Annotated in this window: 14 protein-coding genes; 4 read left to right on the forward strand and 10 right to left on the reverse strand. The window is 72.5% G+C overall.

The features are described 5' to 3' along the window. Window positions 1-125: 125 nt before the first annotated feature. The 4 genes from fxsA to ACZ470_RS29480 form a co-directional block, all read right to left on the reverse strand. Window positions 126-707 (reverse strand): FxsA family membrane protein, encoded by a 582-nt coding sequence (gene fxsA, locus ACZ470_RS29465; RefSeq protein WP_468432090.1) that lies wholly within the window; start codon window positions 705-707, stop codon window positions 126-128. A 73-nt stretch (window positions 708-780) separates the two neighbouring features. Further along, the gene (locus ACZ470_RS29470) at window positions 781-1,653 is read right to left on the reverse strand and encodes a polyprenol monophosphomannose synthase (RefSeq protein ID WP_468432091.1); all 873 of its coding nucleotides are present in this window, start codon (window positions 1,651-1,653) and stop codon (window positions 781-783) included. 540 nt (window positions 1,654-2,193) lie between these two features. Continuing rightward, window positions 2,194-3,798, reverse strand: coding sequence for an amidohydrolase (locus tag ACZ470_RS29475; protein WP_468432092.1), 1,605 nt, complete (start codon window positions 3,796-3,798; stop codon window positions 2,194-2,196). Between the two features lie 49 nt (window positions 3,799-3,847). Next, the gene (locus ACZ470_RS29480) at window positions 3,848-4,288 is read right to left on the reverse strand and encodes an Lrp/AsnC family transcriptional regulator (protein ID WP_142196567.1); all 441 of its coding nucleotides are present in this window, start codon (window positions 4,286-4,288) and stop codon (window positions 3,848-3,850) included. A gap of 268 nt (window positions 4,289-4,556) precedes the next feature. Here ACZ470_RS29480 and ACZ470_RS29485 point away from each other — a divergent pair, with 268 nt between their 5' ends. Further along, on the forward strand, window positions 4,557-4,991 hold the full coding sequence (locus ACZ470_RS29485) for a hypothetical protein (RefSeq protein WP_468432094.1): 435 nt from the start codon (window positions 4,557-4,559) through the stop codon (window positions 4,989-4,991). A gap of 332 nt (window positions 4,992-5,323) precedes the next feature. On the opposite strand, the gene ACZ470_RS29490 is transcribed toward ACZ470_RS29485, so the two are convergent. Further along, on the reverse strand, window positions 5,324-6,496 hold the full coding sequence (locus ACZ470_RS29490) for an acyl-CoA dehydrogenase family protein (RefSeq protein WP_468432096.1): 1,173 nt from the start codon (window positions 6,494-6,496) through the stop codon (window positions 5,324-5,326). A 320-nt stretch (window positions 6,497-6,816) separates the two neighbouring features. On the opposite strand from ACZ470_RS29490, the gene ACZ470_RS29495 reads away from it, so the two are divergent. Next, window positions 6,817-8,055 (forward strand): glycoside hydrolase family 18 protein, encoded by a 1,239-nt coding sequence (locus ACZ470_RS29495; protein WP_468432098.1) that lies wholly within the window; start codon window positions 6,817-6,819, stop codon window positions 8,053-8,055. A gap of 68 nt (window positions 8,056-8,123) precedes the next feature. Here ACZ470_RS29495 and ACZ470_RS29500 read toward each other — a convergent pair whose 3' ends face one another. The 3 genes from ACZ470_RS29500 to ACZ470_RS29510 form a co-directional block, all read right to left on the reverse strand. Further along, window positions 8,124-8,780 carry a TetR/AcrR family transcriptional regulator gene (locus ACZ470_RS29500; protein WP_468432099.1) on the reverse strand — a complete coding sequence of 219 codons (657 nt, stop codon included), beginning with the start codon at window positions 8,778-8,780 and terminating at the stop codon, window positions 8,124-8,126. Window positions 8,781-8,874: 94 nt separating this feature from the next. Beyond that, the gene (locus tag ACZ470_RS29505; protein WP_468432101.1) at window positions 8,875-9,015 is read right to left on the reverse strand and encodes an SCO1431 family membrane protein; all 141 of its coding nucleotides are present in this window, start codon (window positions 9,013-9,015) and stop codon (window positions 8,875-8,877) included. Between the two features lie 142 nt (window positions 9,016-9,157). After that, a complete protein-coding gene (locus tag ACZ470_RS29510; protein WP_468432103.1) occupies window positions 9,158-10,546 on the reverse strand; it encodes a peptidase C39 family protein in 1,389 nt (462 codons plus the stop codon). A gap of 206 nt (window positions 10,547-10,752) precedes the next feature. Here ACZ470_RS29510 and ACZ470_RS29515 point away from each other — a divergent pair, with 206 nt between their 5' ends. Both ACZ470_RS29515 and ACZ470_RS29520 read left to right on the forward strand, forming a co-directional pair. Beyond that, window positions 10,753-11,418, forward strand: coding sequence for a uridine kinase family protein (locus ACZ470_RS29515; protein WP_468432104.1), 666 nt, complete (start codon window positions 10,753-10,755; stop codon window positions 11,416-11,418). A 429-nt stretch (window positions 11,419-11,847) separates the two neighbouring features. Further along, the gene (locus ACZ470_RS29520; protein WP_468432106.1) at window positions 11,848-13,713 is read left to right on the forward strand and encodes an AAA family ATPase; all 1,866 of its coding nucleotides are present in this window, start codon (window positions 11,848-11,850) and stop codon (window positions 13,711-13,713) included. A 103-nt stretch (window positions 13,714-13,816) separates the two neighbouring features. On the opposite strand, the gene ACZ470_RS29525 is transcribed toward ACZ470_RS29520, so the two are convergent. Both ACZ470_RS29525 and ACZ470_RS29530 read right to left on the reverse strand, forming a co-directional pair. Further along, window positions 13,817-14,893 (reverse strand): hemolysin family protein, encoded by a 1,077-nt coding sequence (locus tag ACZ470_RS29525; protein WP_468432108.1) that lies wholly within the window; start codon window positions 14,891-14,893, stop codon window positions 13,817-13,819. Beyond that, window positions 14,890-16,221 carry a hemolysin family protein gene (locus ACZ470_RS29530; RefSeq protein WP_468432110.1) on the reverse strand — a complete coding sequence of 444 codons (1,332 nt, stop codon included), beginning with the start codon at window positions 16,219-16,221 and terminating at the stop codon, window positions 14,890-14,892. The genes ACZ470_RS29525 and ACZ470_RS29530 overlap by 4 nt, the downstream gene beginning before the upstream one ends. Between the last annotated feature and the right edge of the window lie 2 nt (window positions 16,222-16,223).

A 16,223-nucleotide genomic window follows, 5' to 3' on the forward strand; every position in this document is an offset into this window, starting at 1 on the left:
CCCCCCCCCCCCCCCCCCCCCCCCCCCCCCCCCCCCCCCCCCCCCCCCCCCCCCCCCCCCCCCCCCCCCCCCCCCCCCCCCCCCCCCCCCCCCCGGTCCTGTGTGTGCGCGGGTCCCGGCCGCCGTCAGCGGGTGAGGGGCGGGCGCGGACCCTGAGGGGTGTCCCCCGGAGTGCTTCCGGGCTCGTCCCGGACGACCTCGCCCTGGACGACCTTGCCGTCGGGCCGGCGCATACGGGCCTGCTGGAAGGCGTCCCCGAGGGAGCCCTGCGCGGCCTCGCGGAGCTTGCGCTCGAAGGTGCGCTCGGCGTAGCGGCTCACGGCCTTCTGGACCGGCGGCACCAGCAGGAGCAGTCCCACCGCGTCCGAGATCAGGCCGGGGAGGATCAGCAGCAGGCCGCCCAGCATCGTCAGCCCGTTGCCCTCGCTGTTGGGCCGGGCCTCGGGCATCACCCCGCCCTGCTGCTGTTGCAGCGTCTCGGTCAGGTTCTTGAAGGCCCGGCGGCCGGCGCGCTTGATGACGACCGAGCCGAGCACCAAGCCGCCCACGAGAATCAGGAAGACGACCAGTCCGCTCGACGCCCCGGCGACCATCGTGAGCAGCCAGATCTCCAGCACGAGCCATGCGGCGATCCCCAGCGGCAGGAAGGTGCGCAGCCGGGAGCGCCGCGGCCGGGCGGGATACGGGGTCTGAGCGCCAGTCGTCATGGTCCCAGTGTGCCTGGCCCCGGCTCAGGTCGGGATAAGCGGGATCGGACGGAACGACAGGGACGTCGTGGGCCTACGCCTCGGGTCGCGTGGCGTCCGGCTCGGACCGCGTGGCCACCGGCTCGGGCCGCTTGGCGTCCGGCTGGGGCCGCGGCTTCTCCTCGCCGCGCCCGAGGACTTTGCCGACCCTCTCCCCCACGCCCCACGCCGTGACCCGCCACAGCGCCTCGACGAGGATGTCACGGCTCATCTTGGAGTCGCCGAGCTCGCGCTCGACGAAGGTGATCGGGACCTCGACGACGTGGTAGCCGGCCTTGACCGCCCGGCGGGCCAGGTCGACCTGGAAGCAGTACCCCTGGGAGGCCACCTCCTCGAGGCCGAGGCCCTCCAGGGTCTCGCTGCGGAAGGCGCGGAATCCTCCGGTGATGTCGCGCAGCGGCAGATCGAGCGCCACGCGCGAGTAGAGGCTGCCCCCGCGCGAGATGAACTCACGGGACTTCGGCCAGTTCACCACCCGGCCGCCCGGCACCCAGCGGGAACCGAGCACGAGGTCGGCGCCCTTGAGGGCGGTCAGCAGACGGGGCAGTTCCTCGGGCTGGTGGGAGCCGTCGGCGTCCATCTCGATCAGCACGCCGTAGCCGTGCTCCATGCCCCAGCGGAAGCCGGCGAGATAGGCCGCGCCCAGGCCCTCCTTGCCCTTGCGGTGCAGCACCTGGACGTGGTCGTCCCCGGCGGCCAGTTCGTCGGCGAGCCTGCCCGTGCCGTCGGGGCTGTTGTCGTCGGCCACGAGAACGTGCGCCTCGGGAACGGCCTTGCGCACCCGGCCGACGATCGCCTTGATGTTCTCCGCCTCGTTGTAGGTCGGGATGATCACCAGAGCCGTGCCGAGCGGGCCGAAGTTCCGCCCCGGGGATCCTGCCGAGCGGGTCCCGTCGCCGTCGTTCACTGCTGCCCCTTCATGTCCTGTGCACAGGATCCCACCATAGTGGGCCCGGCCTGCGTCGACGTGACAGGACGTTCGTATGGTGGTGTCGTTTACCGAAGATCGGGTAGGAACACACTTTTTGAGCGTGTGAAGAGGGGCAGCGGATGGGGGCCCGGCGCCCTTCGGGCCGGCCCGGGATCCGCCGGCTGCGGATCGACCTGAAGCCGTTGTCTACTGAGCGCCCGGGCCCCACCCGGGGTCACACCTCCCCGGCCGGCTGGCACGTCCCTCGGTACCGCGCCGCCGCTGAGCCTGGCTCCCAGTGACGGTGCCCCGGTGCGGCACACCGTCCCTGACCCAGCGGCGCTGACACGAGTGGCCGGACGTTCTCCGGTCGGGCGTCCGGTGGTGGACCCGGCCGAACCTACCGGCCCCCGACGGCCGCCTGTCAACAGTCGTTCGACCTGCGCGATGTGGTTCAAGCGCCTGGTCAGCGACGAGGATCTGCAGGTCGCGGGAGAAGGGCGCGGCACATGATCGTCACCGCGCCGCCCTCGTAGATCACTCGCCCGGCCGTACGAAGACCGTGCGCCCGCCGACCACGGTGCGCAGGCAGACCGGCAGGTCACGGCCGGGGGCGAGGTCGGGCAGGCCGGGGGTGCCGGAGCGGGGGTCGGTGGACCAGCGGGCCACCCGGTCGTCGGGGGCCTGGACGACGAGTTCACCGGTGCGCCAGACGGCGTAGTCGGCGGGCGCGCCGGGCACCAGGACGCCCGCGTCGTCGCGTCCGGTCGCCCGCCAGCCACCGCGCGTGTGCGCGGTGAACGCGGCGCGTACGGAGACGCGGTGCTCGGGCGTGCGGTGGAAGGCGGCGGCCCGGACCGTGCCCCAGGGGTCGAGGGGGGTGACCGGGCTGTCGGAGCCGAAGGCGAGCGGGACCCCGGCGCGCAGCAGTGCCGCGAACGGGTTCAGGGTGCGGGCCCGCTCCGGTCCCAGGCGCTGGGCGTACATGCCGTCCTCACCACCCCAGAGGGCGTCGAAGGCGGGCTGGACGGAGGCGGTCAGGCCGAGTTCGGCGAAGGCGGCGACGGTCTCGGGGGTGACCATCTCGGCGTGCTCGACGCGGTGCCGGGCGGCACGGACGCGGGCGAGGCCGAGCTTCTCGGCGGCGGCCCGCATGCCGTCGACGACGGTGCTCACGGCGGCGTCGCCGATGGCGTGGAAGCCCGCCTGGAGACCGGCCTCGGTGCAGGCCACGACGTGGGCCGCCACGGCGGCCGCGTCCAGGTGCGCGGTTCCGGTGTGCCCGGCGTCGGCGTACGGCTCGTGGAGGCAGGCGGTGTGCGAGCCGAGGGCGCCGTCGGCGAACAGGTCGCCCGCGGCACCGAGCGCGCCCAGTTCCTTCGCCTTGGCGACGTCCTGTTCGGCCCAGTAGCCGACGACGCGGGGGCCGGACTCCTCGGCGGCGAGCCGCAGCAGGCCGGTGAAGTCGTCCTCGGAGGAGATCTCCGGGCCGCCGCACTCGTGGACCGTGCCGATGCCGAGGGAGACGGCGTGCGCGAGGGCGGCGCGCTGGGCCTCGGTGCGCTGGGCGGGCGTGACGGCGGCCAGGGCGGCGGCGCGCACGGCATGGTGGGCGTCCCCGGTGAGCGGGCGGTCCTCGCGGACGGTCCCGGCCGGCACCAGGTCGAGCAGGGCGGTGGTGACGACCGCGGAGTGGACGTCGATCCGGCTGAGGTAGAGGGGGCGGCCGCCGGTGGCCTCGTCGAGTTCCGCGCGGGTCGGCGGGCGGCCCCCGGGCCAGCGGGCGGCGTCCCAGCCGTGGCCGAGCAGCACCCGGTCGTCCGGGCGGGCGGCGGCGAACTCCCGGACGCGGGCCAGCGCGGCCTCGAGCGTGGGGGCGGCGGACAGGTCGAGTCCGGTGAGGGCGAGGCCGGTGGCCGTGGTGTGGACGTGGGCGTCCGTGAACGCGGGGGTGACCAGGGCTCCGTCGAGGTCGATCACCTCGTCGACGCCGTCCGCGAAGGCGTCGGCGGCGCCCTCGGAGCCGACCCAGGCGACCTGACCGCGCTCGACGACCATCGCGGTCGCGAAGGGGTCGGCCGGGCTGTGGACCTCTCCGCGGCGAAGCAGGACGGTGCGGGGCGGGGCGGTGCGTTCACTCATGTCCCACAGTCTCCCGCGTCGCCCGGTCCGCCCCGCACGCGGGGCGCGTTCAGATGCGCGGCGGCCGGGACTCGTACGGCGTCGAGAGGACGACCGTCGTACGGGTGGAGACGCCCGCGAGGGAGCGCACGCGGGCGAGCAGTTCCTCCAGTTCGTGCGGTGTGGACACGCGCACCTTGAGGATGTAGTTCTCGTCGCCCGCGACGCTGTGGCAGGCCTCGATCTCGGGGACGCCCGCGAGCCGGTCCGCGATGTCGTCGGGGGCGCTGGGGTCGAAGGGTTTGACCGAGATGAAGGCGGTCATGGGCAGGCCGACGGCCTCCGGATCGACCACCGCGGCATAGCCGCGGATGACGCCACGCTGCTCCAGCCGGCGCACCCGCTGGTGCACGGCCGACGTGGACAGGCCCGTGGCCTTGCCCAGGTCTGTGTAGCTCATCCGCCCGTCCTTGACGAGCAGCTGCACGATCTGTCGGTCCAGCTCCTCCATGGCGCAAGAACCTACAGTGCGCCTGATCTCCTCGGATACCTGAGCCGCCCAGGTCATACCCGGTTCGTGACATGCCGGAGGCGCGCCGCGCACACTCCGGGGGGACAAAGCCGTCGCAGCGGGCACCCTTTGACCGCGTGTGACGAACGCCACAGCTTTCGAACCGTCTCCGTGATGTTCCCGTGATTACCCCGGAGGGGGGACGGGAAGTGCTTGCTGTGGTCGAGGCCGCAGTGCCTTCACGGCCCAGCCCGAGGGGGAGAACCCAATGCAGAGTCTTAAGCGCCTTGGTCGTACCACGTCCAAGCGACAGCAGCCGGTCGTCGAGCTCGATCCGGAGTACGTCGAACCCGACGCCCAGGACGACGAGTTCGACGCGTACGACACCTTCGAGATGTACCGGGTGATCTGCCCGGACTGCGCGCAGCCCATCGCCCTGCTCGCGGACGAGGACGTCCTGCCGGAGCACGCGCTGTGCGCCTCGCCGTGGAACCCGTTCGGGCTCACGGTCTGCGCCGGCACCGGCCGCCGCGCCGCCGAGGCCCGGCCGGCGGACGAGTCCGTCACTCCCCAGGAGCAGGACACCGCCCTGCTGCTGACGCTCCCTCAGGGACTCGACTGGCGCACCCAGCCCTTCTCGCACGTCGGCGGCCCGGGCTCGCGCCCGATCAGGGTCCCGGCGATGCGGCGTCAGGCCGCCTGAGCGAGGGCCGGTACGAGGGCGGCGCGGTCCGCCCTCGTCCGCCGTACGGGGCGATCGCGAACGCACGCCCGATTCCGGGGGTCGGTGACCGGTTCGGCCGGTTCCGCGTTGCCCAGGTATGACGACCCCCACGTACTCGACGACCGGGCGTCAACGCCGTGTCTTCGTGCCGCCTCCCACGGAGGCGGCCGCAACCGTGCCGCCCCGGCTCCCGGATCCGCCGATCTACCGCGATCTGATGCGGACCTGGGCCGACCGGGGCCGTACGCTGCCCGGCCGGCAGGACCCCGAATGGACCCGGCTCGCCGCGCCCTGGCGGGGGCTCGGTCAGTTCAGCGCGTCTCCGGCCCCGCGAGGTGGCGGGCGATGACCATGCGCTGGATCTGATTGGTCCCCTCGACGATCTGCAGCACCTTCGCCTCGCGCATGAAGCGCTCGGCGGGGAAGTCCGCGGTGTAGCCGTAGCCGCCGAGGATCTGCACGGCGTCGGTGGTGACCCGCATCGCGGTGTCCGTGCAGTGGAGTTTGGCCATGGCCGCCTGCTTGGCGAACGGCCGCCCCGCGTCGCGCAGCCGGGCCGCCGACAGGTACAGCGCGCGTCCCGCCTCGATCTGCGTGGCCATGTCGGCGAGCATGAAGCGCAGTCCCTGGAAGTCGGCGATCGGTTTGCCGAACTGCCGCCGCTCGGTCGCGTAGCCGAGCGCCTCGTCGAGTGCTGCCTGGGCCAGGCCGATCGCGCAGGCGGCGATGCCGAGCCGGCCGCCGTCCAGCGCCGACAGGGCGATGGCGAAGCCCTGGCCCTCCTCGCCGATGCGCCGGGCGTCCGGGACCCGGACGCCGTCGAGATGAACCTGGGCGGTGGGCGAGCCCTTCATGCCCATCTTCTTCTCCGGCACGGCGGCGCTCAGCCCTTCCGCGTCACCGGGCACCAGGAACGCGCTGATGCCGCGCGGGCCCTCCTCGCCGGTGCGGGCCATGACGGTGTAGAAGTCGGCGATGCCGCCGTGGGTGATCCACGCCTTGGTGCCGTTGATCACCCAGTCGTCGCCGTCGCGCACCGCCTTGGTGCGCAGGGAGGCCGCGTCCGAGCCGGAGGCGGGCTCGGAGAGGCAGTACGCGCCGAGCAGGCCGCCGCCGAGCATCGCGGGCAGGTGCTCGGCCTGCTGCTCCTTGGCGCCGTAGGCGGCGAGCGCGTAGGAGGCCAGGGTGTGCACGCTGACGCCGAGGCCGACGGTGAGGCGGGCGGCGGCGAGCTCTTCGAGGACTTGGAGGTAGACCTCGTACGGCTGGTCGCCGCCGCCGTACTCGGAGGCGTAGGGCAGGCCGAGCAGTCCGGACTCGGAGAGCAGGGCGAACAGTTCGCGGGGGAAACGTCCCGCGTCCTCCTCCTCGGCCGCCCTGGGGGCGATCTCGCGCTGGGCGATGTCGCGGACGAGCGAGATCAGGTCCCGGGCCTCGTCCGTGGGCAGTTGCCGGTCCACCGGCTGCGGGGCGCGGTCGGGCATGGCGACGCTCTCCTCCCTGTTCGGGCACATCGGCGTGCGCCTTGGGTGGGGGCGGCTCCGCCGGGGTTGTATCGGTGCCTGGCCGATGCTCGCACTCCCGGGTCTCGGAAGCTGCTGACCAGCGGCTGTGCGCTGCGAGTATGCCCGATCGGCGGCACCGAGTCACCAGTTAACGAGCGCTTACTCAAAGAAATCTTTCGCCCTCCGGATTGGTCCGAACCATTGACCAACTGGTCTAGTCCTCCTAGGGTTTCGCTCCACCGGGTCACCGCGTTCATGCCAATCGACCCGCGTTCCCTCCCCCACGAGGAGACAACCGGATGCAATCCCCCCACCGCCCCCGCACCCTGCGGGCGCTCGTGTCCGCCGTCTGCGCCGCCGTGCTCGGCGCCGGACTGCTCGCCGGCGCGGGCGCCCCGACCGCCACCGCAGCGACCTCGGCTCAGGAGGCCGCCGCGGGTTCCAAGGTCCTCGGCTACTTCACCGAATGGGGCACCTACGACCGCAAGTACTACGTCAAGAACATCGAGACGTCGGGCTCGGCGGACAAGCTCACGCACATCAACTACGCCTTCGGCAACGTCACCGGCGGCAAGTGCGCGATGGGCGACTCCTACGCGGCCACCGAGCGCACCTACACCGCCGCCGAGTCGGTCGACGGCGTCGCCGACACCTGGGACCAGCCGCTGCGCGGCACCTTCAACCAGCTGCGCGAACTGAAGAAGCTCCACCCCGACCTCAAGGTCCTGTGGTCGTTCGGCGGCTGGACCTGGTCCGGCGGCTTCGGCGAGGCCGCGAAGAACCCGGCCGCGTTCGCCCGGTCCTGCCACGACCTGGTCGAGAACTCCCAGTGGGCCGACGTCTTCGACGGCATCGACATCGACTGGGAGTACCCGAACGCCTGCGGTGCCACCTGCGACTCCAGTGGCCGGGACGCCTTCCGGAACCTGATGTCCGCGCTGCGCGCCGAGTTCGGCTCCGGCAACCTGGTCACCGCGGCGATCACCGCGGACGCCACCCCGGGCGGCAAGATCGACGCGGCCGACTACGCGGGCGCCGCCCAGTACGTCGACTGGTACAACCCGATGACGTACGACTTCTTCGGCGCCTGGGACGCGGCCGGCCCCACCGCCCCGCACTCGGCGCTCACCTCGTACGACGGCATCCCGAAGGCGGACTTCCACAGCTCGGCGACGATCGCGAAGCTCAAGGGGCTCGGGATCCCCGCCTCCAAGCTGCTGCTCGGCATCGGCTTCTACGGCCGCGGCTGGACCGGTGTCACCCAGTCGGCGCCCGGCGGCACCGCGACCGGCCCGGCGGCGGGCACGTACGAGCAGGGCATCGAGGACTACACGGTGCTCAAGGCCAAGTGCCCGGCGACCGGGACCGTGGGCGGCACGGCGTACGCCAAGTGCGGCAACGACTGGTGGAGCTATGACACCCCGGCCACCATCGGGACCAAGATGACCTACAAGGACCAGCAGGGGCTGGGCGGCACGTTCTTCTGGGAGCTGAGCGGCGACACCGCGAACGGGGAGCTGATCAAGGCGATCCGGTAGTCCCTCCGGGCGTGCGGGGGCGGGGTTCCACGGGGGGACTCCCGCCCCCGCCTCCGTGCCGGCGCGCCTCAGCCGTCGCGGCGGGCGGGCGCCGGGGCCGGGTGGGCGGGGTCCAGCTCCTCGATGGCGCGCATGGCTCCGCCGAGCGTCTTCATCAGCAGCTCGCTCATGGTCTCGCGGGAGAGTTCACCGCGGTCGATCCAGGCGAGGGCGGCACCCTCCACGCTGCACACCCAGGCCAGCAACCCCATCCGCGCCACCGGCGCGATGTCCGTACGCCCGTAGGCGCCCTCGGCGATGGTCGAGACGATCGCCTCGCGCACACCGTCCCGGATGGCGTGCACCTCGGTGTCGAAGCCGACGCCGCCGCTGACGATCGCGCGGTAGGCGGCCTGGTTGTGCTCGGCGTACCGCAGATAGCTGTCGATGGTGCGGTGCACCCGCTCCACGGGCGGCAGCGTGGCCCCGCTCGCCGCGAAGGTCACCAGGCCGGCCACCGAGTCCTCGATGATCGCCAGGTAGTAGCCCCGCTTGGAGTGGAAGTAGTAGTAGATCAGCCCCTTGGCGACCCGCGCCTGGCGCGCGATGTCGTCCATCGACAGCGCGTCGTACGACGTGTCGGCGAACAACTTCCGCCCGATGGCGATGAGTTCGGCGCGGCGCGCCGACGAACGCTCGGTACCGCGCGCCGCGGGGCGCACGGCGGACTGCCGGCTGACGTTCACTTCGGACCCAGGTCTTCCTGCGGGCGGCGGGACATCCCGCCGCAGTATGGCAGGTCCGCCGACGGGCCCGGACGGGCAGCCCCGCGACCTCGGGTTACAGCAGTCCCAGCTGGGTCACGAGCATCGCGACGACCACCACGAGGGTCCATCCCATGGCGTGCTCGAGGATCTTCGGGCCGTCGTCCCGGGGGCCGCCGGTGCGGGCGCGGGTGACGGTGGCTGCGTTCGCGGTCATGGCTTCTCGCTGGTCTCTGTGGTGCGGTGGACTCCCCCTGCGACTGCCGTCCACCTTGCCACCGTGCACGGCTTCCGCGGCCGAGACGTTGGTCACAGGCGCCCGCGGGGCCCGGTCGCCCGGGGCCCGCGGGCGGACCGGATCAGCGCACGCCCACCGCCGCGAGCGCCTTGCGCTGGCGCGGGGTCGGACGCGCCGGGAAGTAGAGGTAGCAGACCCCTCCGGTGCCGGAGACGACCCTGCCCGAGGCGTTGTAGCGCTTCGTCCGCAGCCAGATGTTCTCCCACTCGCGCCGCTTGTAGACGCGGCGCACGGCCGCGTTGTCGTCCGACGCGGGGTCGTTGGCGATCACGTCGCCGTCGGCGGTGAAGCCGATCACCGTCATCAGATGCCCGGAGGTGCCGTACCCGGCTCCGGTCAGCTCCTCCGCCAGGAACGACTGGGACGTTATGGCCGGGATGCCCGCGGCGATCAGCGTCTCCAGGTCGGTGAGGGAGCCCAGCCGGGTGACCACGCCCTGGAGGTCCTCGAACGTGGCCGCGTAGGCGGCGTTGAAGGGCCAGTTGCCGCAGCCGGCGTACTGGTGGTCGTACGTGTACCGGGCCGCGTGGCAGATCTGCGGATCGGCGTAGGACGGGTCGACCCAGGAGAGCTGCTCCTCGGTGAGCCGGCCGCCCCAGTACTCGATGATCATCTGCGAGGAGGTCGGACTGCACCAGGCCTCGCCGCCGTTGTCGTACTCCGGGTACTGGCCCTTGTGGATCTCCTGCGAGTAGCGCGGGACGATCAGCTCCCTGGCGAGGCCGGGCTCGGAGGCGGGGACGGTGAACCGGTCCGGGACGTCGGAGCCCATCGCGCCGAGCCGCCACACGGTCGGGGTGAGCCGGGTGCCGGGGCGGCGGTAGAGGGTGAGGCGCAGCCGGTACGAGACGACGCGCAGGCCCGAGGCCGCGTCGTCGACGGAGAGCGTGTCGGTCCAGACGGTGCTCTTGCCGTCGCTCTGGTCGTCCACCGAGGTGCGCCGGATGTCCTGGTCACCGGCCGCCCAGCGGCCCATGACGTACCAGGGGGTGTCCGTGCCGTCGGAGTACGTGCCCTTCAGTTCCACCTGGAGCCAGGTGCCCTCGGGGGTGTGCGCGTTCCAGGAGGCGATGACCTCCGTGGCCGAAACGCCGAGGCGGTGCACCGGCGAGGTCCAGCCGGCGTACTCCCACGCGGCCGTGCGGCCGGTGTGCGGGTCGGTGTAGTCCGTGGTGCCGGCGGCCCTCGCGATCACGAGGCCGGGGCGGGCACCGGCGACGGCGCGGGTTCCGTCGGCGGTGCCGGAGCGCCAGTCGGTGTACGAGGTCCAGGCCCGGTTGTCGATGGTGCGGGCGGCGGCCCGGCCGGCGCCCACCGGGTCGGTGGCGCCTCGGCTCGGTGTGCCGACGGTGGCGGTGCCGGCGGAGGCCGGCCCCGCGCTCCCGGCGACGGCGGCGACGACCGCCGCGGCCAGGAGGGTTCTGCGGGACGGCAGTTCGGCTCTGCTCATGGGTGGAGGACCCCCAGGTGTCGGAGTCGGGACAGGACCAGTGCACGGCCGGCCGGACCGTGTGCGTCCGCCGGATGAAGCGTGTGTGCGCCAACTATGAACGCAGCCTGGCGGATCGTGCCAGCACCTCGGCCGGTGCCGCGCCGACCAACATGGGACTCGACCAATGACGGGACCCGCGCGGCCCTCCCGGCCAGGGGCCTAGAGTGCTCCCGTCAGCACGCCACTCGAGCCCTCCCCTGGAACCAGCCATTCACGATCTCGCCTCCCGCATCCGCCGGCTCGCCCCCTCGTGCGGTCCGGTCCGGCTCGTCGGTGTCGACGGGCACGCCGGCTCCGGGAAGTCGACGTTCGCCGGGGAGCTGGCCGAGGCGCTGGGCGGTGCCCCGGTGCTGCGGCTCGACGACATCGCCAGCCACAGCGAACTGTTCGACTGGACCGCACGGCTGCTGAGCCAGGTGCTCGAACCGCTCGGCCGTGGCGAGACCGCGCACTACTCCCCCTACGACTGGCGGACCCGCCGCTTCGGTCCGCCCCGCCCGCTGCCGCCCGCACCCGTGATCGTCCTGGAGGGCGTCGGCGCGGGACGCCGGGCCCTGCGCCCGTATCTGGCGCTGCTGCTCTGGATGGACCTGCCCCGCGAGGAGTCCTGGTCGCGGGGCCGGGCCCGGGACGGAGAGGAACAGCGGGAGTTCTGGGACGGCTGGGTGCGCGCGGAGCGCGAGCACTTCGCCGGCGACCCCACACGACCCTTCGCGGGCCTTCTGGTGCGTCAGCGACCAACGGGTTACGAGTTGCTTCCCGGGCCTTCCGGGACGGACGATTCACACCCTCCGCTCACGCACGGTGACGGGTCATCCTCGATGTGGTGAAGTCGTGAAGAGCGGTCCCGGACAAGTTGCCGGAGTACCCCAACTCGGCTTGACCGGGGGCCCGTACAGGTCTTACGTTCTCAATGTGCGGCCCTTCGGAGCCGCCGGCAGACGCGAAGCCCCCGGTTGTTCCCCCGTGATCGGGGGCTTCGTTCTGCCCTCTTCGCGTTTTTCGACCGCTCAGTGGCATATGACGATCACCCTGGGTCACGGAGCGCGGTCCGCGTCTCCCCTCCCACCTCGCCCTTCGGCGTGCACGGCACCCTACGGACGTGCCGCCGCCGCAGGTACGATGCCCTCGGTGCGACCTACGGACGCTGCTTCGCGCACCTTGCAACTCCGGTCCGCGGTACAGCGGTTCGACCACAGGGAGCCGACGGGCGAGGGCCGGCCGGCACACCGACGGGGGCACGGTTTGTGGGGGACGTGATGGACTTCGGCACGCAGGGCCCGCAGGCCCCGGCCGACCTCGCCTGGCTGCGAGGCGTGGACGCCTACACGATGGGCGCCTATCCGCAGGCGGAGGAGGAGTTCCGGGCCGCGGTGCGGATCGACCCGGGGATGGCCGACGGCTGGCTCGGGCTGCACGCGCTGCGCGTCGACACGACGACCGCGCTGCTCAGGATGTTCCGTCATCGGGAGCGTTTCGGCGAACAGCGCGCCCGGCACCGGCGCACGCTCAACTCCTGGTACTGGCTGGGCTGGTGGGTGCAGCCGGTGCTGGAGAGCCCCCGCGATCTGCTGCTGGCGCACGCCTCGCACTGGCTGGACGGCCGCCACGTTCCCGAACTCGACCGGGCCCTCGCCGGGCTGCCCCCGGTCGACACCGATCCACAGGTCCGCTTCCTGCACGCCTGCCGCGCCTATCTGGTCAAGGACTGGGAGCAGCTGGTCCGGCACACGGACTCACTGGTCGAGGACCCGATGCTGGGCATCGAGGCGGGCCTGTTCGGCGGCATGGCCCGGGTACGGCTGGAGATGTACGGGCAGGCCGAACCGCTGCTGTCGGCGGCGCTGATGCGGTGCCGCAGCGAGCAGCCACAGCGCAAGGAGCTGCGCTACTGGCTGGCCCGCGCCCACGAGGGAACCGGCCGCAGCGCCGCGGCGCTCCCCCTGTACCGGGCCGTGCACCGGGTCGATCCGGCCTTCATGGACACCTCCGCCCGGCTCGCGGCGATAGCCGAGGGCGACGGCTACGACGACTCCGCGGATCTCGCCGCGATCACGCTCACCGGCGCGGGGCAGGACGTGATGGACGGCCCCGACATGCTCGACCCGCTCTTCGGCACCGAGGGGCGGGACCTCAGGCTGCCCGACCCGGAGCCGGCACCGGGTCCCCCGCCGCCCCCGGCCGGCGGTCCCGGAGTGCGGGAACGGACGGGCGGCGGGGTGTCACCGCTGCCCACCGGCCCCACCGACCCCGCCTTACTGGAGGAGGCGCTCGCCGAACTGGAGCGCATGGTGGGCCTGGAGCCGGTGAAGCGCCAGGTCAAGGCGTTGTCGGCACAACTGAACATGGCGCGGCTGCGGGCGGGGCAGGGGCTGCCGGTGCAGCCGCCGAAGCGCCACTTCGTCTTCTCCGGGCCCTCCGGAACCGGCAAGACCACCGTGGCCCGCATCCTGGGCCGCGTCTTCTACGCCCTCGGGCTGCTCGGCGGCGATCACCTCGTCGAGGCGCAGCGGGCCGATCTGGTCGGTGAGTACCTCGGACAGACCGCGGTGAAGGCGAACGAGCTGATCGACTCCGCGCTCGGAGGCGTCCTGTTCGTCGACGAGGCCTACTCCCTGTCCAACTCCGGGTACGGCAAGGGGGACGCCTACGGGGACGAGGCGCTCCAGGTGCTGCTCAAGCGGGCCGAGGACAACCGGGACCATTTGGTCGTGATCCTGGCCGGGTATCCCGAGGGCATGGACCGGCTGCTGGCCGCGAATCCCGGGTTGTCGTCTCGGTTCACCACGCGGGTGGACTTTCCCTCGTACCGGCCGTTGGAGCTGACCTCGATCGGGGAGGTGCTGGCGGCGGAGAACGGGGATGTGTGGGACGAGGAGGCGTTGGACGAGCTGCGGTCGATCGCCGGGCATGTGGTGGAGCAGGGGTGGATCGACGAGCTGGGGAACGGGCGGTTTCTGCGGACGCTGTACGAGAAGAGTTGTGCGTACCGGGATCTGCGGCTGTCGGTGTATCCCGGGGCGTTGAGCCGGGATGATCTGGCGACGTTGCGGTTGCCGGATCTCATGCAGGCGTATGGGGAGGTTCTGTCGGGGCGGGGGCCCTCGGACCCGTCGCCGATGTGAGGCACCGGCGACGGGGCGACTCGGGGGGGGCGTTCGACTTGCCCGCGCCTGCGGGGTGCCGCTGCGCCCACCCGTGCCGCCCCAGCGGCACGACTGCCCGCAGCTAGGGGGTCAGGGCCTCCTCCGGGGTTCCGCTCGCCCTCTGGGGTGTGACCGTTACCTCTCGGTGGGCCGGGTCGCGTACCTCGCCGACCAGGAGTTCCAGGACGTCCTCCAGGGCCACCAGGCCCAGTATCCGGCCGGAGGCGTCGGAGACCTGGGCGAGGTGGGTAGCGGCACGGCGCATCACCGTCAGGGCGTCGTCCAGCGGGAGTTCGGGGCGGAGCGTCGTCATGGGGCGCCACAGCTGCTGGGGGACGGCCCGGTCGGAGTCCTCCAGGTCCAGTACGTCCTTCACGTGCAGATAGCCCATGAAGGCGCCGCTCTCCGCGGCCACCGGGAAGCGGCTGTACCCGGTGCGGGCGGTGAGTTCCACGACCTCCCCGGGGGTGACCGCGGGCGTGACCGTCACCAGCGACTCACGGTCCAGCAGGACGTCCGTCACCGGGCGCGAGCCCAGCTCCAGCGCGTCCTCCAGCCGTTCCGCCTCCTCGGGGTCGAGGAGACCCGCCTGACCGGAGTCCTCCACCAGCCGGTTGAGCTGCTCACTGGTGAAGACGGCCTCGACCTCGTCCTTCGGCTCGACGCGGAAGAGCCGCAGAACGGCCCGGGCGCAGGCGCCGAACGCGATCGTGACCGGCTTGCACAGCCGGGCGAACCAGACCAGGCCGGGGCTCAGCCACAGCGCGGCCTTCTCGGGGGCCGCCATCGCCAGGTTCTTCGGGACCATCTCGCCGATGACGAGGTGGAAGAAGACCACGACGGCGAGGGCGATGACATAGCCGAGCGGATGGATCAGGCCGTGCGGAATGTGCATCCACGCGAAGACCGGCTCCAGCAGATGGGCGACCGTCGGTTCGGCGACCGCGCCCAGGGTCAGCGAGCAGACGGTGATGCCGAACTGGGCGGCCGCCATCATCTGGGGCAGGTGCTCCAGGCCGTAGAGGACCTGGCGGGCGCGGGCCGTGCCGAGCGGTTCGATCTGGCTGCGGCGGACCGAGACGAGCGCGAACTCGGCGCCGACGAAGAAGCCGTTGGCGAGCACGAGCAGCGCGGCGAAGAGAAGTTGCAGGAGGCTCATCCGGCCGCCTCCACGAGAGGCAGCGGTGCCGTTCGGACCAGGCGGACGCGTTCGGCGCGGTAGTGGCCGACGCGGCGTACCGACAGCCGCCAGCCCGGCAGCTCCGCGCGGTCCCCGACGGCCGGGATCCGGCCGAGCAGATCGGCGACCAGGCCGGCCACCGTCTCGTACGGGCCCTCGGGCACCTCCACGCCTATGCGCTGGAGGATGTCGACCCGGACGCCGCCGTCGACGTCCCAGGCGGGGTTGCCGTCCTCCGGCGGGGCGGCGGCCAGTTCGGGCACCTCGTGGCCGTCGTGCTCGTCGCGCACCTCACCGACGACCTCCTCGACGATGTCCTCCAGTGTGACGACGCCGGCCGTGCCACCGTACTCGTCGACGACGACCGCGATGGGCTGCTCGCTGCGCAGCCGGGTGAGCAGCGGCCGTACCGGCAGGGTCTCGGGGATGAGCAGCGCCGGACGGGCGATGCGGCCCACGGGGGTGCGCAGCCGGTCGTGCACGGACACCGCGAGGGCGTCCTTCAGATGCACCATGCCGACGATCTCGTCGATCCGCTCCCGGTACACCGGGAAGCGGGACAGGCCGGTGGCCCGGGTCAGGTTGACCACGTCCTCCGCGGTGGCGGAGGACTGCAGGGCGCTGACCTTCACCCGCGGGGTCATGACGTGCTGCGCGGTCAGTTCGGCGAGGGAGAGGGTGCGGACGAAGAGGTCCGCGGTGTCCTGCTCCAGGGCACCGGCCCGGGCGGAGTGCCGAGCCAGGGAGACGAGTTCGCCGGGGGTGCGGGCGGACGCCAGCTCCTCGGCGGGCTCGAGGCCGAGGGCGCGCACCAGGCGGTTGGCGACGGCGTTCAGCCCGGCGATGACCGGGCGGAACAGGCGTGCGAACACATGCTGGGGGCCGGCCACGAAGCGGGCGACCTGGAGCGGGCGGGACACGGCCCAGTTCTTGGGCACGAGTTCGCCGATCACCATCTGTACGGCCGAGGCCAGCAGCATGCCGACGACGACGGCGACACCGGGGACCGCTCCCTCGGGTATGCCGATGCCGGTGAAGGGCCCGTGCAGCAGTTCGGCGAGCGCCGGCTGGGCCAGCATGCCGACGACGAGCGAGGTGATGGTGATGCCGAGCTGGGTGCCGGAGAGCTGGAAGGAGAGTTCCCTGAGCGACTCGACGACCCGACGGGCGCGCCGGTCGCCGCCCGCGGCGGCCTCCTCGGCGTCCTGTCGCTCGACGGTGACCAGGCCGAACTCGGCGGCCACGAAGAATCCGTTGGCCAGGATCAGCAGGAAGGCGGCTGCGAGCAGCAGCAAGGGGGTGGTCATGA

The organism is Streptomyces sp. NPDC031111 (assembly GCF_055570675.1).

Excerpts from the sequence above, each read along its gene's own strand:
- fxsA (WP_468432090.1), bottom strand. The coding sequence starts at position 707 with ATGACGACTGGCGCTCAGACCCCGTATCCCGCCCGGCCGCGGCGCTCC.
- ACZ470_RS29475 (WP_468432092.1), bottom strand. The coding sequence starts at position 3,798 with ATGAGTGAACGCACCGCCCCGCCCCGCACCGTCCTGCTTCGCCGCGGA.
- ACZ470_RS29480 (WP_142196567.1), bottom strand. The coding sequence starts at position 4,288 with ATGGAGGAGCTGGACCGACAGATCGTGCAGCTGCTCGTCAAGGACGGG.
- ACZ470_RS29485 (WP_468432094.1), top strand. The coding sequence starts at position 4,557 with ATGCAGAGTCTTAAGCGCCTTGGTCGTACCACGTCCAAGCGACAGCAG.
- ACZ470_RS29490 (WP_468432096.1), bottom strand. The coding sequence starts at position 6,496 with ATGCCCGACCGCGCCCCGCAGCCGGTGGACCGGCAACTGCCCACGGAC.
- ACZ470_RS29495 (WP_468432098.1), top strand. The coding sequence starts at position 6,817 with ATGCAATCCCCCCACCGCCCCCGCACCCTGCGGGCGCTCGTGTCCGCC.
- ACZ470_RS29505 (WP_468432101.1), bottom strand. The coding sequence starts at position 9,015 with ATGACCGCGAACGCAGCCACCGTCACCCGCGCCCGCACCGGCGGCCCC.
- ACZ470_RS29510 (WP_468432103.1), bottom strand. The coding sequence starts at position 10,546 with ATGAGCAGAGCCGAACTGCCGTCCCGCAGAACCCTCCTGGCCGCGGCG.
- ACZ470_RS29520 (WP_468432106.1), top strand. The coding sequence starts at position 11,848 with ATGGACTTCGGCACGCAGGGCCCGCAGGCCCCGGCCGACCTCGCCTGG.
- ACZ470_RS29525 (WP_468432108.1), bottom strand. The coding sequence starts at position 14,893 with ATGAGCCTCCTGCAACTTCTCTTCGCCGCGCTGCTCGTGCTCGCCAAC.
- ACZ470_RS29530 (WP_468432110.1), bottom strand. The coding sequence starts at position 16,221 with ATGACCACCCCCTTGCTGCTGCTCGCAGCCGCCTTCCTGCTGATCCTG.